23 protein-coding genes, 1 tRNA gene and 1 riboswitch are annotated in these 19,859 nt (G+C 68.7%); of the genes, 11 read left to right on the forward strand and 13 right to left on the reverse strand.

The genetic code is table 11. The annotated features are described in order from the left end of the window. The first annotated feature begins 123 nt into the window (after positions 1-123). Both NHL51_RS03620 and NHL51_RS03625 read left to right on the forward strand, forming a co-directional pair. Positions 124-1,833 carry a DHA2 family efflux MFS transporter permease subunit gene (locus NHL51_RS03620; protein WP_434141807.1) on the forward strand — a complete coding sequence of 570 codons (1,710 nt, stop codon included), beginning with the start codon at positions 124-126 and terminating at the stop codon, positions 1,831-1,833. A 10-nt stretch (positions 1,834-1,843) separates the two neighbouring features. Then, positions 1,844-2,344, forward strand: a complete 501-nt coding sequence (locus tag NHL51_RS03625) for a MarR family winged helix-turn-helix transcriptional regulator (protein ID WP_434141808.1) — start codon at positions 1,844-1,846, stop codon at positions 2,342-2,344. Positions 2,345-2,405: 61 nt separating this feature from the next. Here NHL51_RS03625 and NHL51_RS03630 read toward each other — a convergent pair whose 3' ends face one another. Next, positions 2,406-3,104: an endonuclease/exonuclease/phosphatase family protein gene (locus NHL51_RS03630; RefSeq protein WP_434141809.1), complete on the reverse strand. Its 699-nt coding sequence runs from the start codon at positions 3,102-3,104 to the stop codon at positions 2,406-2,408. Positions 3,105-3,274: 170 nt separating this feature from the next. On the opposite strand from NHL51_RS03630, the gene NHL51_RS03635 reads away from it, so the two are divergent. After that, positions 3,275-3,679: a TIGR02611 family protein gene (locus NHL51_RS03635; RefSeq protein WP_434141810.1), complete on the forward strand. Its 405-nt coding sequence runs from the start codon at positions 3,275-3,277 to the stop codon at positions 3,677-3,679. Here the strand turns inward: NHL51_RS03635 and NHL51_RS03640 are convergent. The 3 genes from NHL51_RS03640 to NHL51_RS03650 all read right to left on the reverse strand — a co-directional run bounded on the left by NHL51_RS03640 (position 3,666) and on the right by NHL51_RS03650 (position 5,664). Further along, on the reverse strand, positions 3,666-4,322 hold the full coding sequence (locus tag NHL51_RS03640) for an SOS response-associated peptidase family protein (protein WP_434141811.1): 657 nt from the start codon (positions 4,320-4,322) through the stop codon (positions 3,666-3,668). The genes NHL51_RS03635 and NHL51_RS03640 overlap by 14 nt on opposite strands. A 54-nt stretch (positions 4,323-4,376) precedes the next feature. Next, on the reverse strand, positions 4,377-5,255 hold the full coding sequence (locus tag NHL51_RS03645; RefSeq protein ID WP_434141812.1) for an EamA family transporter: 879 nt from the start codon (positions 5,253-5,255) through the stop codon (positions 4,377-4,379). A gap of 223 nt (positions 5,256-5,478) precedes the next feature. After that, positions 5,479-5,664 (reverse strand): CsbD family protein, encoded by a 186-nt coding sequence (locus NHL51_RS03650; RefSeq protein WP_434141813.1) that lies wholly within the window; start codon positions 5,662-5,664, stop codon positions 5,479-5,481. A gap of 267 nt (positions 5,665-5,931) precedes the next feature. Here NHL51_RS03650 and NHL51_RS03655 point away from each other — a divergent pair, with 267 nt between their 5' ends. The 3 genes from NHL51_RS03655 (at position 5,932) to NHL51_RS03665 (ending at position 7,692) form a co-directional block, all read left to right on the forward strand. Continuing rightward, positions 5,932-7,041 (forward strand): fatty acid desaturase family protein, encoded by a 1,110-nt coding sequence (locus NHL51_RS03655; protein ID WP_434141814.1) that lies wholly within the window; start codon positions 5,932-5,934, stop codon positions 7,039-7,041. A gap of 127 nt (positions 7,042-7,168) precedes the next feature. Beyond that, positions 7,169-7,471 (forward strand): hypothetical protein, encoded by a 303-nt coding sequence (locus tag NHL51_RS03660; RefSeq protein ID WP_434141815.1) that lies wholly within the window; start codon positions 7,169-7,171, stop codon positions 7,469-7,471. Then, positions 7,468-7,692, forward strand: a complete 225-nt coding sequence (locus NHL51_RS03665; RefSeq protein ID WP_434141816.1) for a hypothetical protein — start codon at positions 7,468-7,470, stop codon at positions 7,690-7,692. The genes NHL51_RS03660 and NHL51_RS03665 overlap by 4 nt, the downstream gene beginning before the upstream one ends. 58 nt (positions 7,693-7,750) lie before the next feature. Here NHL51_RS03665 and NHL51_RS03670 read toward each other — a convergent pair whose 3' ends face one another. From NHL51_RS03670 to NHL51_RS03695, 6 genes are all read right to left on the reverse strand, one after another. Beyond that, positions 7,751-7,879 carry a hypothetical protein gene (locus NHL51_RS03670; RefSeq protein WP_434141817.1) on the reverse strand — a complete coding sequence of 43 codons (129 nt, stop codon included), beginning with the start codon at positions 7,877-7,879 and terminating at the stop codon, positions 7,751-7,753. Between the two features lie 151 nt (positions 7,880-8,030). Then, entirely contained in the window at positions 8,031-8,435 is a 405-nt protein-coding gene (locus tag NHL51_RS03675; protein WP_434141818.1) for an arsenate reductase ArsC, read from the reverse strand. Beyond that, entirely contained in the window at positions 8,432-8,800 is a 369-nt protein-coding gene (locus NHL51_RS03680) for an ArsR/SmtB family transcription factor (RefSeq protein ID WP_434141819.1), read from the reverse strand. The genes NHL51_RS03675 and NHL51_RS03680 overlap by 4 nt, the downstream gene beginning before the upstream one ends. After that, entirely contained in the window at positions 8,787-9,851 is a 1,065-nt protein-coding gene (arsB, locus tag NHL51_RS03685; RefSeq protein ID WP_434142190.1) for an ACR3 family arsenite efflux transporter, read from the reverse strand. Before arsB ends, NHL51_RS03680 begins: the two co-directional genes overlap by 14 nt. 244 nt (positions 9,852-10,095) lie before the next feature. Next, positions 10,096-10,608, reverse strand: a complete 513-nt coding sequence (locus NHL51_RS03690) for a hypothetical protein (RefSeq protein ID WP_434141820.1) — start codon at positions 10,606-10,608, stop codon at positions 10,096-10,098. A 1-nt stretch (position 10,609) separates the two neighbouring features. Then, a tRNA-Ser gene (locus NHL51_RS03695) sits at positions 10,610-10,701 on the reverse strand. 109 nt (positions 10,702-10,810) lie between these two features. Here NHL51_RS03695 and NHL51_RS03700 point away from each other — a divergent pair. Then, the gene (locus tag NHL51_RS03700; RefSeq protein ID WP_434141821.1) at positions 10,811-11,689 is read left to right on the forward strand and encodes an exodeoxyribonuclease III; all 879 of its coding nucleotides are present in this window, start codon (positions 10,811-10,813) and stop codon (positions 11,687-11,689) included. Between the two features lie 27 nt (positions 11,690-11,716). On the opposite strand, the gene NHL51_RS03705 is transcribed toward NHL51_RS03700, so the two are convergent. Next, complete coding sequence (locus tag NHL51_RS03705; protein ID WP_434141822.1) at positions 11,717-12,403, reverse strand: hypothetical protein; 687 nt, start codon at positions 12,401-12,403, stop codon at positions 11,717-11,719. A gap of 83 nt (positions 12,404-12,486) precedes the next feature. Between NHL51_RS03705 and NHL51_RS03710 the strand changes: the two genes are divergently transcribed. Then, on the forward strand, positions 12,487-13,356 hold the full coding sequence (locus tag NHL51_RS03710) for an exodeoxyribonuclease III (protein WP_434141823.1): 870 nt from the start codon (positions 12,487-12,489) through the stop codon (positions 13,354-13,356). A 25-nt stretch (positions 13,357-13,381) separates the two neighbouring features. Continuing rightward, positions 13,382-14,392 (forward strand): tryptophan--tRNA ligase, encoded by a 1,011-nt coding sequence (gene trpS / locus NHL51_RS03715; RefSeq protein WP_434141824.1) that lies wholly within the window; start codon positions 13,382-13,384, stop codon positions 14,390-14,392. Positions 14,393-14,561: 169 nt separating this feature from the next. Here the strand turns inward: trpS and NHL51_RS03720 are convergent, their stop codons facing one another. Next, the gene (locus tag NHL51_RS03720; RefSeq protein ID WP_434141825.1) at positions 14,562-15,887 is read right to left on the reverse strand and encodes a HipA domain-containing protein; all 1,326 of its coding nucleotides are present in this window, start codon (positions 15,885-15,887) and stop codon (positions 14,562-14,564) included. Then, entirely contained in the window at positions 15,880-16,101 is a 222-nt protein-coding gene (locus NHL51_RS03725) for a helix-turn-helix domain-containing protein (RefSeq protein ID WP_434141826.1), read from the reverse strand. Before NHL51_RS03725 ends, NHL51_RS03720 begins: the two co-directional genes overlap by 8 nt. Positions 16,102-16,491: 390 nt before the next feature. Between NHL51_RS03725 and NHL51_RS03730 the strand changes: the two genes are divergently transcribed. Next, positions 16,492-18,708 (forward strand): bifunctional lysylphosphatidylglycerol flippase/synthetase MprF, encoded by a 2,217-nt coding sequence (locus tag NHL51_RS03730; protein ID WP_434141827.1) that lies wholly within the window; start codon positions 16,492-16,494, stop codon positions 18,706-18,708. After that, entirely contained in the window at positions 18,705-19,568 is an 864-nt protein-coding gene (locus tag NHL51_RS03735; protein ID WP_434141828.1) for a DUF1345 domain-containing protein, read from the forward strand. Before NHL51_RS03730 ends, NHL51_RS03735 begins: the two co-directional genes overlap by 4 nt. 109 nt (positions 19,569-19,677) lie before the next feature. Beyond that, positions 19,678-19,823: riboswitch (FMN riboswitch) on the forward strand. Positions 19,824-19,859: the final 36 nt, after the last annotated feature.

Raw genomic sequence — 19,859 nt, forward strand, 5'->3', positions numbered from 1 at the left:
GGAATGCGGCAGCCCGCCGCGCCGCAATCCGCCTGACTCCGATGGTTGACGCGCATCAACCATTCACGTATAGTTGACGCTCATCAACCAATTCGTCCGTTCCGGAAGGATCCCGTCACCTCGATGACCCAGACCCAGCAGATGCCGCCCGCGGGCGTGCTCACCGGCCGCGCCAAGAATCTGGCGCTCACCGGCCTCTTCCTCAGCATGTTCGTCTCGATGCTCGCGATGAACGTCGTAGGCACGTCGATGCCCGTCATCATTTCGGACATCGGCGGCACCCAGGCCGCCTACACCTGGGTCATCACCGCGACGATGCTCGCGAGCGCCATCTCGACCCCGATCTGGGGCAAGCTCGCCGACCTCACGAGCAAGAAGGTGCTGCTGCAGCTCGCCCTGATCGTCTTCACCCTCGGCTCCGCCCTCGCGGGCATGGCGCAAGACCCCACCTGGCTCATCGTGTTCCGCGTGTTCCAGGGCCTCGGCGCGGGCGGCCTCGGCGCCCTCGGCCAGATCGTGCTCGCCGAGATCATCAGCCCCCTCGAGCGCGGCAAGTACATGGGCATCATGGGTGCCGTCATGGCCGTCGCCACCGTCGGCGGCCCCCTCATCGGCGGGTTCTTCACCGACACCATCGGCTGGCGCTGGAACTTCTACGTCGCCGCCCCGATCGCCGTCGTCGCGATCATCATGCTGCAGCGCACGCTGCACCTGCCCACGCTCAAGCGCAAGATCAGCATCGACTATCTCGGCGCGGTGCTCATCTCGACCGGCTTCTCGAGCCTGCTCATCTGGGTCACCCTCGGCGGCCAGCAGTTCGAATGGTGGTCGTGGCAGACGCTGGCCATGGTCGGCGGCGGCATCGTGCTGCTCGCGCTCGCCGTGGTCGCCGAGTTCAAGGCGGAAGAACCGCTGATCCCGCTCACGCTCTTCAAGAACCGCACCTTCACCATGTCGGTCATCGCGAGCCTCGCGGTCGGCCTCGCCATGTTCGGCACCGCCGTCTTCCTCGGCCAGTACATGCAGCTCGCCCGCGGCCGCTCGGTCATCGAATCGAGCCTGCTCACCATGCCGATGATGGGCGGCGTGCTCATCTCGTCGACCGTCGTCGGCCAGATCATCACGCGCACCGGCAAGTGGAAGCGCTACATGATCATCGGCGGCTTCGGCCTGCTCGCCGGCCTCCTCATGATGGGCCAACTGCGCTACGACACCTCGTACTGGTACGTCGGCATCTCGATGTTCGTGCTGGGCGCCGGCGTCGGCATGACGATGCAGAACCTCGTGCTCGTCGTGCAGAACACGGTCGCGCCGACCCAGATGGGCGCCGCGAGCTCGGCGGTCACGTTCTTCCGCACCATCGGCGGCACCGCCGGCATGTCGGCCATGGGCGCGATGCTCGCGGGCCAGGTCGCGCAGTACATCAAGGACGGGCTGGCGCAGCTCGCCCCGACCGACCTCAAGGGCGCCGAGGTGCTCTCGGGCGGCGTACTGCCGAAGGTCTCCGAGCTGCCCGCCCCCATCCGCGAGGTCGTCGAAGCGTCGTACGGCATGGGCATCGGCCACATCTTCCTCGCCGCCGCCCCGATCGCGGTCATCGCGCTCATCGCCATCGCGCTCATCCCGAACATCCCGCTGAGCACGAAGAGCAACTCCGAACTCATCGCCGAGATGCAGGCGAAGCGGGCGAAGAACGCCGGGTCGGGCGACGCCGCGGGCGATACCGAGACCGACGCCGAGCGCGCCTCGGACCCGGTGCTGCTCGACGCGTCGACGGGGTCGATCACGCTGCCGACGCACCGGCCGTCGAACGCGGCCGGGTCGAAGCGCTAGGCTCGCGATCATGAGTCACGACGCCGATGTGATCTCCGAGATCATCGTCGAGTTCTCGGAGATCTTCGCGTTCGCCCGCACCCGTTGGGCGAAGTACGCCGAAGAGACCCATGAAGACCTGCGCGGCGCGGGCATGATGGTGCTGCAGCTCGTCACCCGCAAGGGCCCCATCACCGCGACGGGCATCGGCCAACTGCTCGTCATGGACAAGGCCGTCGTGAGCCGCCAGATCACGAAGCTGCGCGAGCTCGGACTGGTCGAGGCCGAGCCCGCGGCCGAAGACCGCCGGGTCGTGCTGCTCACCGCGAGCGCCCGCGCGAAGGAGCTGCTCGAGGGGCTGCATCAGCAGTGGGCGCACACCTATCACGAGCGTTTCGCCGACTGGAGCTCGGCAGACCTCGAACAACTGCGCAACGGACTGCACCGCTTCAACGCGTCATCGGATGCGCAGCGCCCCGACGGGCCCGCGCGCCGCTGCGCCGAAGGCCATCGGCACGAACCGGAGGCATGACGCCCGGTGATCCCTGGGCCGCCCGCAGTTCGAGAGCGGCTCCAGGGATCGCCTCACCCGTCTACGCCGCGGCCATCTCGCGCACGCGCTCCTCGCGCATCGTCGCCGACACCATGATCGGCAGGTGGTCCGAGAGGCCGCGGTCGAGCGTGCGCACGCTCGAAATGTCGAGCCCCGCCGACGTCGCGAAGTCGAAGTGGCCGCGGAACATCTTGTACCGCGTGTAGGTGCGCTTGTCGCTCAGGCTGAGCTCGTACCCGCGCGAACGCATCTCGGTATCGAGGCGCCCCTTGAACACCGGGTAGTTGTAGTCGCCCACCATGAGCGCGGGCAGGCCCGGGCCGAGTTCGCGCAGCTCGGCGAGCGCCGCATGGATCTGGTGCCGGCGCAATGAATTCAACGCCGTCAGGGGCGCGGCGTGGAACGACGCCATCACGACATCGCGGCCCGTCCGATGGTCGTGCAGCGAGACGCCGAGCAGACGCTCGTGCGCCGGCGCCAGCAGCCGGTCGTGCATCGACTTCTTCAGTTGGAACGTCTTCGCCGCGCGGGCCTCGAAGCGATCGGAGCGCACATACATCGCGAGCCCCAACCGGTTGCGCGACGTCGTATGCGCGAGCTGCATGTGCCCGAGGTGCTCGGGCAGGGCTACCGATTCCGCCTCCTGCAGGCACAGCACATCGGCCTCATGACGCTCGGCCAGCTCGCCGAGCTCGCACACCGCACGGTTCTTGCGCAGGTTGTAGCTGATGATCTGCACTATCGAGCCCTTCGTCGGGAATGCCGACGACCGCCGACAGTCACCACCATACGCTGGAGAGCCTGACGCGAACCTGGCCGTTCGGGCATTCACCTATGTATTCGCTTCGAGTTCGCACGAGAGGCGCATGCTCGAAGTCGGCTTTCAGTCGCCGGGCGTACGCTCGCCGCATGACCGACCCGTACGCGAAAGACGCCGCCCGCGCGCACCGCATGAGCCGGCGCGTCGGCGCCTTCATGGCACGGTGGCGGCGCTGGCTGCAACGGCGGCCCTGGCTGAACACGCTGTACAAGATCATCGTCACCGCGCTCGGGCTCGCCATCGTCGCGATCGGGCTCATTCTCGTGCCGCTGCCCGGCCCGGGCTGGCTCATCGTCTTCCTCGGCCTCACCGTGCTCGGCTCGGAATACCACTGGGCGAGGCGTCTGCTCGGCGCGCTGCGCCGCATCCTCGCCCGGTTCTGGGAGCGGTGGCACGCCTGGCGCGCGGCGCGCAAAGCGGCGCAGGCGGCGCAGCCCGCTCAGGGGCGCCAGGCGCCTCCGACCTCGCAGATGCGCGCACTCACCTCGCGGTGAGCGCGCGCGAGATCTCCTCGCTCCTGGCCTGCACCTTCGCGACCAGTGCGGCATCACCGGGCCGCGCCGGGTCGAGCCATTCGTCGTGCAAGCCCGCAGGCAGCACGAGCGGCATGCGCGAATCGCCCCGCGAAGTGACGACCGAGGCAGCCTCGCCGATGCCCGCGCGGGTGACGAGCGAGTAAGAGATCGTGGTCGCACCGCCCACGATGCGCGGAGACAGGATCGCGGCCATGCCGAAGGACTCGCCGCCCGGCAGACGCCAGACCTTTCCACCCTCGGAATACCAGTCGGCAGGCAGGATCGCGCGATGCTGGAACGGCTCCCGCCACTTCACGAGGAGCGCGTCATCCCGGCTGTTGAACGCCGTGAACCTCGCGGGCGCTCCCCCGACATGCAGCCACCACCAACCGAGATCGACCCGGCGCATTCCGCCGGCATCCTGCCAGATGACGGGGTTGAGATTGGTACGGCCGTCCTTGCGCACGCGGCTCGTGGAGGCCTTGCCGCCCCACTCGCGCATCCACGCGGCGACCACCCCGGCGGGCACCGGCTCGTCGAGCGGCGCGACCGGTGCGAACTTCACTCCGGTGCCGGGCCCGTCGTCGCGGCGGCCACCGCCGAGGCCGTAGCTCGCGCACACCGTCAGGCCCCATACCCGAGTGCGATACGTGCGGCGCGAAGCAGGCTCATGCCGCTACCGTACCTCGGTTTCGGCGGCGCCGACCCGCTTTCCGCTGCGCTGCGCCGCGGCGCCCGCGAGCACGACGAGGGCGATCCCTGCCAGCTTCATCGCCGTCGGCCACTGCTGCAGCGCCACCATGCCGATGAGCATCGCGAACGCCGGCTCGATCGAGAGCAACGTGCCGAACGCGTTCTGCGTCATGCGGCGCAGCGCGAGCATTTCGAGACCGAACGCCATCACGGGCGAGAGCAGCGCGATGCCGGCGGCCGCGGCGACCCCCCACAGCGGCACCTGATGCGCGAAGAGCGGCGGCACCCCGACCGGGGCCGTGCACACGACCGCGATCGGGAAGGTGACCGCGAGACCACTGATGCCCGAGTAACGGTCGCCCACGAACTGAGTGAACACGATGTAGAGCCCCCAGCACGCACCCGACGCGAGCGCGAACGCGATGCCGATGACGTCGGCCTGCCCGTGCCACGGCTCGGTGAGCAGCACGACCCCGCCGAGCGCCATGACGGGCCACACGAAAGCGCGCAGGCTCTTGCTGGCGATGCCCGCGACGACGAGCGGGCCGAGAAACTCGACCGCGACGGCGGTGCCGAGCGGCAGACGCTCGATCGCGAACAGGAAGAACATGTTGTTGCCGCCCGTGACGATGCCGAGCCCGAGCAGCGCCGGAATGTCGCGGCGCCTGATGCTGCGCAGCTTCGGGCGCGCGATGCACAGCACGATGAGCGCACCGAAGGCGAGACGCAGCCAGGCCGTCGCCGCCGGACCGATCACATCGATGAGCGGCACCGAGAGCGCTGCCGCGAGCTGCACGAGCAGCATGGCGGCGACCGCCTGGGTCCACGGCGGGATCCATTCGAGACTGCGGTTCTGATTCATCGCCACTTCGTGCCTGGGGTCGTGCGGGGGCCTCGCCGGTTCGAGTTCAGCGGTGCCCGGGAAGGGACGGAATCGGCTCGGAAACGGAAAAGCGGGAACCACACGAATTTACCAGGCGCGCATGGGGCGAACGGCACGGCACTGCCCCGGAGCCGAGCCGAATGCATCGGCCCGACCCCGGGGCAGTCGGTTCGCCGCGGCCGTCAGCGGCGGTCGGTCTCGATCAGCGGTCGAAGGCGTCCTTCGCGGCGTCCTTCGCACGCTCGGCGGCGCCCTTGAGCTCGCCCTTCGCCTGTTCGGCCTTGCCCTCGGCGACCTTGCCCTCATCGCCGGTCATGTGCCCGACCGTCTCTTCAATCTTTCCCTTGGCCTTGTCCATACCGGCCGACATCTTCTCGGATGCACCCATGAGTCGTCTCCTCTGCTCTCGCGTCGGTTGATCCTGCATCCCCGACTCCCGATCGGGAACGGCACCACTCTCGCAAGCGTCGGCGCCGGTCGATAGGGGGTTGCGTTCGCCTCGGCCGGTGTGCAACCCGGGATCGCGCCGTCGACGTCACCGGTATGCATGTAACGCCATGGTCGACCCGTTACGGTGGCACCAGCGATCGGCGCCCGCCTTTGGCTTCACCAGCACTCTTCCGAGAAGAGCTGCATTCAGGAAGCAGGCTGCGCAATGCCCTCTATTCCACCGTCGCATCTCACGGGCTTGAGCCCGCTCCGCCCCACACGAGCGAGAAGCAGCGACTTCCCCCCGGTGGCGAAAGCGTACCGGCAGGTGTCGGAGGTGGCGCGCGAGACCGGGCTGTTCCAACGCACGCCCTGGTTCTACGTCTGCGTCGGCCTCGGTATCCTCGTGGCGCTGGGTGCCGCCGCTACAGGTTTCGTGCTGCTGGGGCACAGCTGGCTCCAGCTGCTCATCGCTGCAGCGCTCGGCATCATCTTCACCCAGGTCGCATTCCTCGCACATGAAGCGGCGCATCGCCAGATCCTGCTCCAGGGACCGAAGAACGACCGCCTCGCCCGAGTGCTCGCGGGGTCGATCGGCATGAGCTATTCGTGGTGGGACTCGAAGCACTCCCGGCACCATTCGAACCCCAACCGGGTCGGCAAAGACCCCGATATCGCGGTCGACACGATCTCGTTCATCGAGGAGGACGCCGTCGAGGCGCGCGGCCTGCGCCGCCTGATCACGCAGCACCAGGGGTGGCTGTTCTTCCCCCTGCTCACCCTCGAAGGGCTCAACCTCCACGTGCAGAGCCTGCGGCACCTCGTGCAGCGCGGCCCGGTCAAGCAGCGCTGGCTCGAGCTCGGCATCATCGCGCTGCGGTTCGCGGCGCTCTTCGTTCCCGTGTTCATGCTGCTGCCACTCGGCATGGCCTTCGCCTTCATCGGCGTGCAGTTCGCCGTATTCGGAGTGTATATGGGGGCGTCGTTCGCCCCCAACCACAAGGGGATGCCGATCATCGCGCACGACGCCCGGGTCGATTTCTTCTCGAAGCAGGTACGCACGTCGCGCAACATCCGCGGCGGATGGTGGGCGACCATCCTCATGGGCGGCCTCAACTACCAGGTCGAGCACCACCTGTTCCCGAGCATGGCCAGACCGCACCTCGCGAAGGCGCGCGAGATCGTGCGCGAGCACTGCCGCACGCTCGACGTCCCGTACACGGAGACATCGCTCTGGCGCTCGTACGCCATCGTGATCGCCTACTTGAACCGCGTCGGGCTCGCAGCGCGCGATCCGTTCGAATGCCCGATCGTCGCGGAGCACCGGCGGGCGTAGAGCCTTCGGCGCACGACCGACCTCTCGCCCCGGCACACTGCGAGCCTGGGGATGTCTCACCTCCGCAGTGCGATGACAGAGGCATCGCCTACGCTCGTCGCATACAGTTTCGAGAGGAGCCTCCGCCATGGCCCGTGCCGAACCGATCCAGATCGAGGCCGACTCGTGGATGCTCATGCGCAACCCGTCGAACCACCCCGTCGCGATCGTGAACCGCATCACCGACACCACGGGCGAGGCGCGCTTTCTCGTACTGACCTGGCACGCGAACCCGGCGATGCGGCGCATGACGGGCATCTACATCAGCCTGGAAGACGCCGACTCCTCGGTCACCTCCGACATGGCGCCGGTCGAACGCGTGCACCGCATGAACGCGGGCCCGCCGAACGCCCGCCCCGCTCAGCACAGCCCGAACGGGCGGCGCGCATGAGAATCCGCGAGACCCGCGACTTCGGCGAACAGCACTCCCGCTTCGACGCATCGGCCGCCGAAGAGACGCTGCGCGAACTCGAGGCGCAATATGCGGCCGGCGAGATCGAACGCCACGCCTACTTCGAGAAGAAGCAGTCGCTCGTGCGCCTGTTCCTCAAAGCGACGACGAACCCGAAACGGCGGCGCACCGAGAGCACCGAGAGCGCCGGCGGCGAGTAGCGCGGGCGTTCCCGTTCCGACCTCGGCTTCCGCTCCGGCCTCGGCCTCGGCGCCGGTCTCAGCCGAGCCGTTCGGGTCGATAGGCGGGCAGAGGGATCGTGTCGTCCAGCTCGGCTTCCGGGTGCTGCGGGTCCGAGATCGGGGTCGGCTCCGGCCGTGCCCAGGGGCTGCGCTCTGTCGCGGTCATGCTGCACTCCTTCGTACGGGAAGGCCAGTATCGAGGCGCAAGCTGAGCGCGCATTCACGGGGTGCAGAGGGGAGGCATAGCTACGACGTTCGCCGCAACGCAAAGCCCGGTTCCCCACGACTCGGCGCCCGGAGCGAACGCGCGAACCCCGTCAGACGAGCAGATCAGCGATGAGCCCTTCGACGCGCGCCCTGATCTCATCGCGGATCGGGCGCACGGACTCGATGCCCTGCCCAGCGGGGTCGGCGAGCTGCCAATCCTCGTAGCGCTTGCCGGGGAAGAACGGGCAGGCGTCACCGCACCCCATCGTGACTACCGCGTCTGAGACCTGCACGGCTTCGGGGGTGAGGATCCGGGGTTGTTCGGCCGCGATATCGATGCCGACCTCGCGCATCGCCGCCACAGCGACCGGGTTGATCTGTTGCGCAGGCATCGAGCCGGCGGAGCGCACCTCGACCCGGTCGCCGGCGAGTTCGCGGAGCCAACCGGCGGCCATCTGGGAGCGCCCGGCGTTGTGCACGCAGACGAAGAGCACGGTCGGTTTCCGGTCGGTCATGGTGCGACCCTCTCGTCAGGTGCGGTGAGCGCGGCGACTGCCGGGCCGAGCAGCACCGTCGCGGCTTCCCGACGCGCCTCCGCGATGCGGTAGTAGACCCACGTGCCGCGTCGTTCTGAGGTGAGCCACCCCGAATCCCTGAGCACCTTCAAGTGGTGCGAGATCGTCGGCTGCGACACGTCGGCGAGATCGTTCAGGTCGCAGACGCAGGCCTCGCCGCGTGGGTCGGCGGCGATCGCCGACAGCATGCGCAACCGCAGCGGGTCGGCGATCGATCGCAGCACTCCCGCCGCTTCGGATGCGATGTCGACGCCGAGCGCCCGCGACGACGTCGGAGCGCACTCCGCGGGGTCAGGCGCGGTCATCGGCGATCCCTGCATGGGGGTCCGTACCGAACCAGGCGCGTGCGGCCCACAGCGAGACGTAGACCAGGCCGACGAGCACCGGGACTTCGATCAGCGGGCCGACGACGCCCGCGAGGGCCTGGCCGCTGGTCGCGCCGAACGTGCCGATGGCGACCGCGATCGCCAGCTCGAAGTTGTTGCCCGCCGCGGTGAACGCGAGCGTCGTCGACCGCGCATAGCCGAGGCCGATGGCCTTGCCGACCCACAGCCCCACCAACCACATGACGGCGAAGTACACGAGCAGCGGGAGCGCAATCCGGGCGACGTCGAACGGATTCGTCGTGATCGCCTCGCCCTGGAGCGCGAACAGCAGCACGATCGTGAACAGCAGCCCGTACAGCGCCCAGGGTCCCGCCTTCGGGATGAAGGTCTCCTCGTACCAGGGGCGCCCGCGACGCCGCTCGCCGATCCACCGCGTAGCGAACCCGGCGACGAGCGGCACTCCGAGGAAGACGGCCACGTTCAGGGCGATCTGCCCGATCGACACGTCGAGCCCCTGCGGGTCGAGGCCGAGCCAGCCGGGCAGGATCGTGAGATAGAACCAGCCGAGAACGGCGAACATCACGACTTGGAACACCGAGTTGATCGCCACCAGCACAGCGGTCGCCTCGCGGTCGCCGCACGCCAGGTCGTTCCAGATCACCACCATAGCGATGCACCGCGCCAGGCCGACGATGATCAGGCCGGTGCGGTACTCGGGCAGGTCGGGCAGCAGCCACCATGCGAGGGCGAACATCAGCGCGGGCCCGATGAGCCAGTTCAGGATCAGGGACGAGAAAAGCAGCTTCGCATCGCCCGCGACCGCGGCGACCTTGTCGTAGCGAACCTTCGCCAGCACCGGGTACATCATCACCAGGAGCCCCAGCGCGATCGGCACGGAGATGCCGCCGACCTCCATTCGCGCGAGCAGCCCGGAGACGCCGGGAATGCAGCGTCCCAGCAACAGGCCGGCCACCATGGCGAGGCCGATCCACAGCGGCAGCCACCGATCCAGCATCGACATGCGCCGCATCGGAGGGGCGGCCGCTGTGAGCTCTTGATTCGACACGTGTCTATATTGATGCCTGTCGATATAGGGCGCAACTCACGAGCAGTGCGACCATGCGGGCACCGCTCACGCCGGCGCCGTTCCTGACCCATGGGCAAGAAGGAGCGGCTGAGCTCCTGGTCACCCCGCGGCCCCGCAGCTCTTCGCAGGGGTCTGTCGTGGAGTGCGGCTCGTCGCAGGACCGCCTGGGCTCCCTGACGACCTCCGGCTAAGCGGCGGCCCGGGCGGGCGCTTCCGGCCGGTCGCGGCGGGCCCAGAGCGCAGCGTGCCCGAAGAACAGGATCGCGCCCGCACCGAAGGTCGTCACGATCAGCGTATTCGTATGCGCGTCACGAGCGGAGGCGCACGCGAGGTCTGCCCGGAGCGATTCGATGTCGTTCTTCAGGATCTGCTGGTTGTGCGTCTGCATGGCCGGGGCCTGATCGCTCGAGAGCTCTTGGCCGCGGTTCACCGTGGGCGGATCCCACCTGGATGGGCCGGCATTGGAGCACCGGAGCGTGATGCCCTCGTTTCCAGCGCCGTCCGAGGCGACTACGGCGGTAGGCGTGTGGAACCAAGTGAACATCACGATCGCGACTGCGGCGAACACCAGCACGAGATAGGCGGGCCGCTTTCCGCGTCCGGGCGAAACGGGCGTCTGCTGGGTTTCATTCAATGCTCTGCTCTTCCTGTCGAGAATAACGAAAGCCCCCGCTCTCGCAGGGGCTTTCGTGTTGTTCAACTGGCGGAGACGGGGGGATTTGAACCCCCGGTCAGGTTTAAGCCCGACCCTTCATTAGCAGTGAAGTCCGTTCGGCCGCTCCGGCACGTCTCCATACGCGAACAACGTCAATCATTCTAACCGGATGAAACCGCGCGCAGGAAATCGCGGGCGCCGAGTGGCGCGGCATCCTCCGCAGTTCGCCGGAAGATAGGCTGGCTGCATGCGCATCGCCACCTGGAACGTCAATTCGATCCGCACCCGTTTCGGCCGCGTCGTCGACTGGCTCGTCCGCGAAGACATCGACGTGCTCGCCATGCAGGAGATCAAGTGCCGCCCCGACCAGTTCCCGGTCGAAGCCTTCGAGCAGGCGGGCTACCAGCTCGAGATCCACGGCCTCAATCAGTGGAACGGCGTCGCGTTCGCGAGCCGCCACGAGATGACCGACGTCTCCCGCGGATTCGCGGGCATTCCCGGCTTCGGCAAACCGATCAAGGGGCAGGAGGAGCTGCAGGCCGGCGGCTCGAACGATCTGCCCGTCGAGGCGCGCGCCCTCGGCGTCACCGTCGGCGACCTGCGGCTCTGGAGCCTCTACGTGCCCAACGGCCGCGGGCTCGACGACCCGCACATGCCCTACAAGCTGAACTGGCTCGAGGCGCTGCGCGCCGACACCGCCTCGTGGCTCGACGAGAACCCCGACCTGCCGCTCGCCCTCATGGGCGACTGGAACATCATCCCCTTCGACTCCGATTGCGGCGACCCCTCGTTCGTGCCGGGCCGCTCCACGCACATCTCGCCCGAAGAGCGCGCGGCGTTCGCGGCCTTCGAACCGTACCTGCAGGATGTGGTGCGCCCCATCGTGCCCGAGGGGTACACGTACTGGGATTACAAGGCGGGCAAGTTCCCGAAGAACGAGGGCATCCGCATCGACTTCATCCTCGGTTCGCAGGCCTTCGCCGACGCCGTCACGGGCGCGAGCATCGAGCGCGAGGAGCGCAAGGGCGACTCCCCCAGCGATCACGTGCCGGTCGTCGCCGAGATCGACGTCGAGCTGCTCGGCGGCACCTTCGAAGACGAGTTCGACCGCCCCATGGTGTTCTGACGCGCGACCCGATGCGCCACCGGCCGGCTACGTCACGCGGGCGTACAGCTCGCCGCCGAGCCCTGGGCCCGCCGACCCGATCTCGGCGATGAGCACGCCGCCCTGCGCCCAGAAGTACACTTTCGACGAGTCGATGCCACCCTCCGACTGCCACACGTATACAGTCTCATCGCCCACCTGCTCCTGCGCGAGCCCGTCGGCTGCGAGGGAGCTCGCGACGGCGGCCAGCTGATCCTCCGTCGCACGCGTCGCGAACAGCGTCGTGCGCGCGCCCGAGTTCGGCACGCCCCACATGCAGCGCACCGTGTCGGGCGACGCCTGCAGCACCCCGCGCACCGTGTCGTTGAACCCGGAGTTCAGCCAGTAGTCGCCCTCGCCCGTGGGTTCGAAGCCCGGGTTGAACATGTCGAGCATGTCGCCGCGGGCCCAATCGGGGCCGCGCATCGCCTGCACATCGGCGAGGGGCAGCACGGTCTCACAGTCGGGAATCGGCGCTCGCGCATGCTCCGGATCCTGCTCGGGATTCTGCTCCGGTTGCTCATCCGGTGGAGGCGAGGTCGGCGGGGCGCTCGTCTCGGCCGGGGCCGACGTCGCGGCCGACGGCGCGGAGGTCGTCGCCTCGGACTCGGCGCCCGCAGCGCAGCCTGCGAGAACGGTCGCACCGAAGAGACCCAGGGCGACGGCCCCGGCACGCATCCTCGCGAGCTTCGGCATACTCCCAGTCTGCCCGCCCCTCTTGCGGAAGGCTACCCGCCACCCCGCGCCACGCACGGGCGACTCGAACTAGACTGGAGCCCATGGCTGAATCTCTGCGTGTGGCATCCGTCAACGTGAACGGCATCCGTGCCGCCTTCCGCAAGGGCATGGGCGAGTGGCTCGACGCCAGCGGCGCCGACATCGTCGCGCTGCAGGAGGTGCGCGCCGCCGATGCCGACATCGCGAAACTCATCGCCGCGGCCGACGACGGCGGCTGGCACGTGCTGCATGATCCCTGCGAGATCAAGGGCCGCGCGGGCGTCGCCCTGCTCAGCCGCACCCCCGCCCTCGCGCACCGCGTCGGCCTCGGCGGCGCCGACCTGCAGGCGAGCGTGCAGTCGTCGGGCCGATGGCTCGAAGCCGACTTCGCCTTCGGCGACTCGCAGATCACCGTCATCAGCAACTACACCCACTCGGGCGAGGTCGACACCCCGAAGCAGGAGGCCAAGTGGGCCTTTCTCGACGCGATGGGCGTGCGCATGAACGAGCTCATCGATGAGCGCGACCACGTCGCCATCGTCGGCGATTTCAACGTCGGCCACCGCGAGCTCGACATCAAGAACTGGAAGGGCAACGTCAAGCGCTCCGGCTTCCTGCCCCGCGAACGCGCCTACTTCGACCGCTTCTTCGGGCCCCGCGGCGAACTCGTCGCCGGCGTCGACGGCAGCGAAGGCACGGGCTTCGGCTGGACCGACGTGGGCCGCACCTTCGCCGGCGAGGTCGACGGCCCGTACAGCTGGTGGTCGAACCGCGGCCAGGCCTTCGACAACGACACGGGCTGGCGCATCGACTACCACGTGGTGACCCCGCAGCTCGCCGAGCGCGTCGCCGACTACCGCGTCGACCGCTACCCGTCGTACGACACCCGATGGTCCGATCACGCGCCCGTCATCGTCGACTACACCATCTGATTCCGAAAGCGAACACCCCCACGCAATGAGCGAGATCACCGCCAAGCCCGTCCTCTTCTCGGGCATGCAGCCCTCCAGCGACTCGCTGCAGCTCGGCAACTACATCGGCGCGCTGAGCCAGTGGACGCAGATGCAAGAGGACTTCGACGCCTTCTTCTGCGTCGTCAACCTGCACGCCATCACCGTGCCGCAGGATGCCGCCGAGCTCGCGGCCCGCACCCGCCGCACGGCGGCCCAGTACATCGCGGCAGGGATCGACCCCGCCAAGTCGACGCTGTTCGTGCAGTCGCAGGTGTCGGCGCATGCCGAGCTCGCCTGGGTGCTCAACACGATCACCGGCTTCGGCGAGGCCGGCCGCATGACCCAGTTCAAGGACAAGTCGCAGAAGCAGGGCGCCGACGCGGCGTCGGTGGGGCTGTTCACCTACCCGGTGCTGATGGCCGCCGACATTCTGCTCTACCAGGCCGAGTCCGTGCCGGTGGGCGAGGATCAGCGCCAGCACGTCGAACTGACCCGCGACCTGGCGACGCGCTTCAACTCGCGCTTCGGCGACACCTTCGTCGTTCCCGAGGCGCAGATCCCGAAGGTGAACGCGAAGATCTACGATCTGCAGAACCCGACGGCGAAGATGTCGAAGTCGGCCGAGACCGAGGCGGGCCTCATCAAGGTACTCGACCCGGCGAAGGTCACCACGAAGAAGATCATGCGCGCCGTCACCGACGACGACAACGAGATCCGCTTCGACCGCGCCGCGAAGCCGGGCGTCTCGAACCTGCTCACGATCTTCTCGGTGCTCTCGGGCCGCACGATCGATGCGATCGTCGAGGAGTACGCGGGCCTCGGCTACGGGCACCTGAAGAAGGGCGTCGCCGAGGTCGTCGAGGCGAGCCTGACGCCGGTGCGCGAGCGCACCGAGGAGCTGCTCGCAGACCCCGCCGAGCTCGATCGTCTGCTGGCCGCCGCGGCCGAGCGCGCGAACGAGGTCGCGAACCGCACGCTCGACCTCGTGTACGAGCGCGTCGGCCTCATCCGCTGACCGTTCGGGGCGCCGACCGATCCCTGGCGAGGCGCCCCGCCCGCGCCTGCCCTGGTCTGCGGCTGCCCGCACTTGCCCGCCGGACGGGCCGTCGCCCTTCGCGCATGCGGGAATATGTGCAGAATCACGCGAGAATTCTGCACTCATTCGGGCACACGGCGGCGATCACTCAGCGCAGCGCGAGTGCCGGCGGCAGACGCCGGGTCCATACCTCGTCCCCGCGCAACAGGTTCTCGGCGCGTTCGCGGAGGTAGCTGCGTAGGCGCGCCAATTCGTGCGCCGTCGACGCCACTGACCTGGTGCCGGCTGCGGGAGCTGCGCCCGGCTCGTCTTCGCCGATACGGGCGAGTACTTCGACGATGCTCTCGCAGGTGGCTGCGATGACCGCTTCCGCGCGGGTCGGCGCCATCCCCCAGCCCGTAGCCTCCGCCATCAGATGTTCACCGGTCACCCCGTTCGCATCGCTGCTTCCCGCGATGCGCATCGCGAGAAGTTCGGCTTCAGCCGAGAAGAGCAGCTGCGGCACCACGTCGTAGATGTCGGCGAGAGTCGCTGCAGCAGTCGGATCGGCGAGCGGCGGCAGCATCACCGAGAAGTTCTTGGCGTGCGCGTCGGTGTTGCCTGCGACGACATTCAGCACGGTCGCCGCGAGCAGCCGCTCCCGATCGGAGGGGCCCGAGTCGAAGAGCGAGCGGCCCCGGTCGAGAAGCGCGGCGATGTTTCGCAGGCTTGCACGGTCATTCACGTTCTCGTACTTGTCGTTGCCACCCCACGGAAGGCGGAGCGCCTGCGCGCAGTCCTCCTGATGGATGCGTTCGATCGTCCCGTCGTCGAGCTTCCGTCGGTCATATCGTTCCACGACCAGCACGCTGCGGGCACCGGCGGATTCGACCGATGCACGATGCTGCGCCAGGTCGAGTTCGCGCGCCAGCCGGTTCATGAAAGCTTCGGCACGCACACGTGCGCCGAACTCCGCCGGTACCGGTTTCAGCAGATGCGTCGACGGGGTGCTGCCTCTGCCGATGAGCCATCTGCCGGTGGGATCGTCGCGCGTCAACGCCACCTTCTGCTGAACGCCGGTCGCGGCCGAACCTCCGCCGCCGACCGCTCTGCCCCGAAAGTAGCCGTAGGCGCGGTCGAGAATGCCGGCGAAGTCCTGCTCCTCGATCTCGATCGGAGGCACCAGGGGCCTCGGCTCCCCCACTGTCACGCTGCCGCCGACGTCGGCTCCGACTTCGGCGAGCAGACCGAAGAGGTCGTTCGACGCCACCCGGGCCTCGCGCGCCAGCCTGTCGAGCCCGACGCCTTCGGGCAGCAATCCGCCGAAGAAGGGCGCCGGGTCGCCCCCATCGGCGCCGAAGGGCAGCGAGTTCGAGAGCACGGCGGAGTTCAGCGGCGCCCAGCCCTCCCAGCCATCGGCCCAGCGGAATCGCCCATCGGGGTCGAGCTCCCCGACCTCGACCCCGGACAACCGTACCGCGAGCGATTCAGGCATCGTCGACGGTCCCGGTGAGGCGGATGCCGAGCTGAGCCAGCACCGCGAAGTAGCGGTCGTTCATCTGCTTGCCTCTGCCCGATTCGAGCTCGGACAGCCAGCGGTGCGTGACGCCGAGCCGGGCCGCGAGCTCGCGCTGAGTCAGCCCGTGGCGCGTGCGCACATGGCGTACCAGGCGCCCCATGTCCTGCGTCGACGAGACCAGCGCTTGCATGTCGCCCCCTGTGATTACGAATTCGTGAACACCCTGCCCTGACTACATTATCGTAATCAACAGCGCCTGACTACCATTTCGTACACCTGACCGTTCGGGGGGGGGGCGGCCGATCCCTGGCGAGGCGCCCCGCGCGTGCCATACGTGCTTCCCCTGAGCTCTCGGCGCGCAAAGCCGTCACCCGTCGCGCGTGCGGGAAAATGTGCAGAATCACGCACGGATTCTGCACCAGAACCCGCACGCGACGCCGTGCCGCCCGTACCGCGAGCGCCGACCGACCCAATGCCGCCCGCAGCAGCCCGACACTGCCCGCAGTCGATCCGCGCACCACTGCAGCGAAGAACGCGGCGAATCTCGAGAATCCGCCCGTCGCAGCCATAGGCTTAGGCCATGGAGAAAGCCCCGACCGCAGTGCCCGCGAACGCCCCCGCGACCCCGCCCGAGCACACGCGCGCGCACCGATTCATGCGGGTAGCGCGTCGCACCCCGTTCACGATCGCGCTCGTGCTCGCGCTGCTGGTCGTCGGCGCCGTCACCGGCACCCTGTTCTCGGTCGCGAACGCGCAGGCCGCGTACGAGACGCTCGGCACCGGCCTCCCCGCATTCGCGGAGGGCCGCTGGTGGACGGTCTTCACCTCACCCTTCATCCTGAAGCACCCGCTCGTCTACCTCACGCTGATGCCGCTCGTCATCGGCGGAGTCGGCTGGGCCGAATGGCGCTTCGGCACGCCGCGTACCATCGGCCTGTTCCTGGCGGGCCACCTCGTCGGTGTGCTCGGCGCCGCCGCGATCCTCACCCCGCTCGCGAACTCGGGGTGGCCGTGGGCCGAGAAGGTCGCCGCGAGCCTCGACGGCGGGCCGTCGTGCGGCGCACTCGCCGCGCTCGTGTTCGCGATCGCGACGCTGCCCGCGCCCTGGCGCCTGCGCGCCCGCCTCGCCGTCGTGCTGTGGGCGGGCATCTCGGTGCTCTACCTCGGCCGCATCGACGATCTCGAGCACGCCGTCGTCATGGCCGCCGCTCTCATCGTGAGCGGCTGGCTGCCCGCGTTCCGCCGCCCGAAGAGCCGCCCGACCCAGCGCGAGTGGCGGCTGCTCGCCTTCGCCAGCCTCATCGCGATCGGGGCGATCCAGGTGCTCGACCTCATCGTGCCCTACTCGGGGCCGCTCGGCAGCAACCGGCCCGAGGCGTCGCTCGTCGACATCGCGATCGACGTCGTCGTCATTCTGCTCATCGCCAACGGCATTCGCAAGGGGTACCGGGTCGCCTGGATCGTCGTGCTCGTGCTCGGCGGCTTCAACGTGCTCACCGCCGCGATCGTGCCGGCCGTGCTGCCGCAGCTGCTCGAGAGCGGAGCAATCGACTCCATCGCCGAGGCGCTCGGGCTGACGCTCGCCCCTGCCGTGCTGTGGCTGCTGCTCATCGTGCTGCTGATCGCGGCGCGCGGGGCTTTCCGCGTCTCGATGCGGCATACGAAGCGGGTGCTCGCGGCCGAGCCGCAGACCCGCGACGAGCTCATCGCACGTCTGCGCCGTTTCGGGGGCGGCACGATCTCGTGGATGACGACGTGGGAGGGCAACCAGCGCATCGCGGTCGACCTGCAGGGATCGGTCGATCTGCAGGGATCACCCGGCGCCGGTGCAGGGAACACCGAGGCCGAGGCCGGCTCGATCGCGTACCAGGCGTGGTCGGGCGTCGCGATCATGCTCGGCGACCCGATCGTGCCGCAGGGGCACGAGGGCGAGGCGCTCGCCCAGTTCGAACAGGTCACGCAGTCTGCCGGCCTCATCCCGTGCGCGTTCTCGGCGGGGGCGGCGAGCGCGGCCGCCGTGCCCGAGGGGTGGCGCTCGGTCATCGTCGCCGAGGACACCATCGTCGACCTGCCCGGCCTGCAGTTCACCGGCAAGCCGTGGGCCGCCGTGCGCACGGCGATCAACCGCGCGGGGCGCGAGGACATCGAGTTCCGCATGACGCGTCTCGCCGACGAGCCGTGGAACGTGCTCGCCCAGGTTCGCGCGATCTCCGAGCAGTGGACGGGCGACAAGGGACTGCCCGAGATGCGCTTCACCCTCGGCACCGTCGAAGAGGCGCTCGACCCCGAGACCTACGTCGGGCTCGCGGTCGACGCCGGTGGCAACCTGCACGGCGTCACCTCGTGGCTGCCCGTGTACGGCCCGGCCGAAGCGGGCGGCGAGCCCCGCATCGTGGGCTGGACCCTCGATCTCATGCGTCGCCGCGACGGCGGGTTCCCGCCCGTGATGGAGTTCTTGATCGCTTCGTCGGCGCAGTGGTTCTCGCAGGAGGGCTACGAGTTCGTATCGCTCTCGGGAGCACCGCTCGTGCGCCCCGCAGAAGCGGCGGCGGGCCCGGTCGATCAGGTGCTCGAGCAGATCGGCGGTCTCATCGAGCCGCTCTACGGCTTCAAGTCGCTGCACAAGTTCAAGCAGAAGTTCAATCCGCGGCACGAGTCGCTGTACCTGCTGTTCCGCGACGAGGGCGATCTACCCCGCATCGGTATCGCCATCACGCGCGCCTACCTGCCCGACGCGTCGCTGCGCGACCTGGTCGCCGCGGGGGCCGAGGCGAGCGCGGGATCGGGGTCGAAGTGACGGGCGAGCACGCGGGTGCGCACGCGGGCGAGCACGCGGGTGCGCACGCGGGCGAGCACGCGGGCGAGCGCGACGAGCCGAGCGCAGCGAGCGACGGCGCAGCGCTGCCGGGCGCGATCCGCCGGACCGGCAGCATCGCGATCCCGAAGACCGCGCGCCCCCTCGACCGGTTCAGCCACCGCGCGCTCACCGCGTTCGCCGTCACGGGCGAGGTGATCGGCCTGCTGCTGCAGCTTCTGCTCGTCTGGGTCGGCGCGTACACCATTTGGGGCACCGACGTGCCGGAGGCCGAGACCGTGCTGCGCTTCATCTGGTGCGGAGTCGCGGCGATCTACCTCGGTGCGACCGTCATCGGGCTGAACATCATCGTGCGTTTCGAGACCCCCGACCCGCGCGCGGTTCGGCTGCTCATCGGCCATCCGCTGACGCGCATGCTCTCGACGGTCGTCGGGCTGGGCGCCAGCCTGCTCGGGCTCACCGTGGCGACCGATCTGATCGCGAGCATCAGCGCAGAGTCGCACGATGTATTCGCCGAACTCAGTTCGATCACGGCGATGCTGCTGTCGTGGGCGATGTTCAACTGGGGCTACGCGCGCATCTACTACTCGCGCTATCACCGTTCACCCGCGGTCACGCTCGTCTTCCCGGGCACCGCCGAACCACGGCTCGTCGACTTCGTCTATCTGGCGTTCACGAACGCGACCACCTTCGCCGTGTCAGACGTGCAGGTGACCGATACGCGTATGCGGTGGACCCTCGTGTGGCACACCACCCTGGCGTTCTTCTTCAACGCGCTCATCCTCGCGCTGACCATGAACGTGATCATCAACGGCCGCATGTTCGCCGATCTTCTGAACTAGGGGTCGCTCCCGAACATCACCGCCCGGTCGACGCCGGCGGTGCCGGGGTCGCTTCGTCCGGCCTCAGCCGACTCACAGCCCGCACCCACGGTTCGGGCGAGTACAGTGGTGAGCGTTCCGGGGTCGGTGAGAATCCGAACCGGCGGTGAAAGCCCGCGACCCTCGCCCATGCGAGGCTGAATCGGTGAAATTCCGATGCCGACAGTGATGGCTGCGATATGTGTCGCAGTCGAGTCTGGATGAGAGGAACGCACCCTTCGCGTACGCGGAGGGTATTTGCCGCACCCCGGT

It is taken from the genome of Leucobacter sp. gxy201, assembly GCF_051043335.1.
In the GTDB taxonomy this organism is placed as follows: Bacteria; Actinomycetota; Actinomycetes; order Actinomycetales; family Microbacteriaceae; genus Leucobacter.

What these genes read in the sequence shown, in the direction of transcription:
- NHL51_RS03645 (WP_434141812.1), bottom strand. Translation starts at nt 5,255, where the DNA reads ATGAATCAGAACCGCAGTCTCGAATGGATCCCGCCGTGGACCCAGGCG.
- NHL51_RS03680 (WP_434141819.1), bottom strand. Translation starts at nt 8,800, where the DNA reads ATGACCGCGCCTGACCCCGCGGAGTGCGCTCCGACGTCGTCGCGGGCG.
- NHL51_RS03620 (WP_434141807.1), top strand. Translation starts at nt 124, where the DNA reads ATGACCCAGACCCAGCAGATGCCGCCCGCGGGCGTGCTCACCGGCCGC.
- NHL51_RS03650 (WP_434141813.1), bottom strand. Translation starts at nt 5,664, where the DNA reads ATGGGTGCATCCGAGAAGATGTCGGCCGGTATGGACAAGGCCAAGGGA.
- arsB (WP_434142190.1), bottom strand. Translation starts at nt 9,851, where the DNA reads ATGCGGCGCATGTCGATGCTGGATCGGTGGCTGCCGCTGTGGATCGGC.
- NHL51_RS03660 (WP_434141815.1), top strand. Translation starts at nt 7,169, where the DNA reads ATGGCCCGTGCCGAACCGATCCAGATCGAGGCCGACTCGTGGATGCTC.
- NHL51_RS03655 (WP_434141814.1), top strand. Translation starts at nt 5,932, where the DNA reads ATGCCCTCTATTCCACCGTCGCATCTCACGGGCTTGAGCCCGCTCCGC.
- trpS (WP_434141824.1), top strand. Translation starts at nt 13,382, where the DNA reads ATGAGCGAGATCACCGCCAAGCCCGTCCTCTTCTCGGGCATGCAGCCC.
- NHL51_RS03710 (WP_434141823.1), top strand. Translation starts at nt 12,487, where the DNA reads ATGGCTGAATCTCTGCGTGTGGCATCCGTCAACGTGAACGGCATCCGT.
- NHL51_RS03675 (WP_434141818.1), bottom strand. Translation starts at nt 8,435, where the DNA reads ATGACCGACCGGAAACCGACCGTGCTCTTCGTCTGCGTGCACAACGCC.
- NHL51_RS03635 (WP_434141810.1), top strand. Translation starts at nt 3,275, where the DNA reads ATGACCGACCCGTACGCGAAAGACGCCGCCCGCGCGCACCGCATGAGC.
- NHL51_RS03725 (WP_434141826.1), bottom strand. Translation starts at nt 16,101, where the DNA reads ATGCAAGCGCTGGTCTCGTCGACGCAGGACATGGGGCGCCTGGTACGC.
- NHL51_RS03665 (WP_434141816.1), top strand. Translation starts at nt 7,468, where the DNA reads ATGAGAATCCGCGAGACCCGCGACTTCGGCGAACAGCACTCCCGCTTC.
- NHL51_RS03730 (WP_434141827.1), top strand. Translation starts at nt 16,492, where the DNA reads ATGGAGAAAGCCCCGACCGCAGTGCCCGCGAACGCCCCCGCGACCCCG.
- NHL51_RS03705 (WP_434141822.1), bottom strand. Translation starts at nt 12,403, where the DNA reads ATGCCGAAGCTCGCGAGGATGCGTGCCGGGGCCGTCGCCCTGGGTCTC.
- NHL51_RS03720 (WP_434141825.1), bottom strand. Translation starts at nt 15,887, where the DNA reads ATGCCTGAATCGCTCGCGGTACGGTTGTCCGGGGTCGAGGTCGGGGAG.
- NHL51_RS03700 (WP_434141821.1), top strand. Translation starts at nt 10,811, where the DNA reads ATGCGCATCGCCACCTGGAACGTCAATTCGATCCGCACCCGTTTCGGC.
- NHL51_RS03625 (WP_434141808.1), top strand. Translation starts at nt 1,844, where the DNA reads ATGAGTCACGACGCCGATGTGATCTCCGAGATCATCGTCGAGTTCTCG.
- NHL51_RS03670 (WP_434141817.1), bottom strand. Translation starts at nt 7,879, where the DNA reads ATGACCGCGACAGAGCGCAGCCCCTGGGCACGGCCGGAGCCGACCCCG.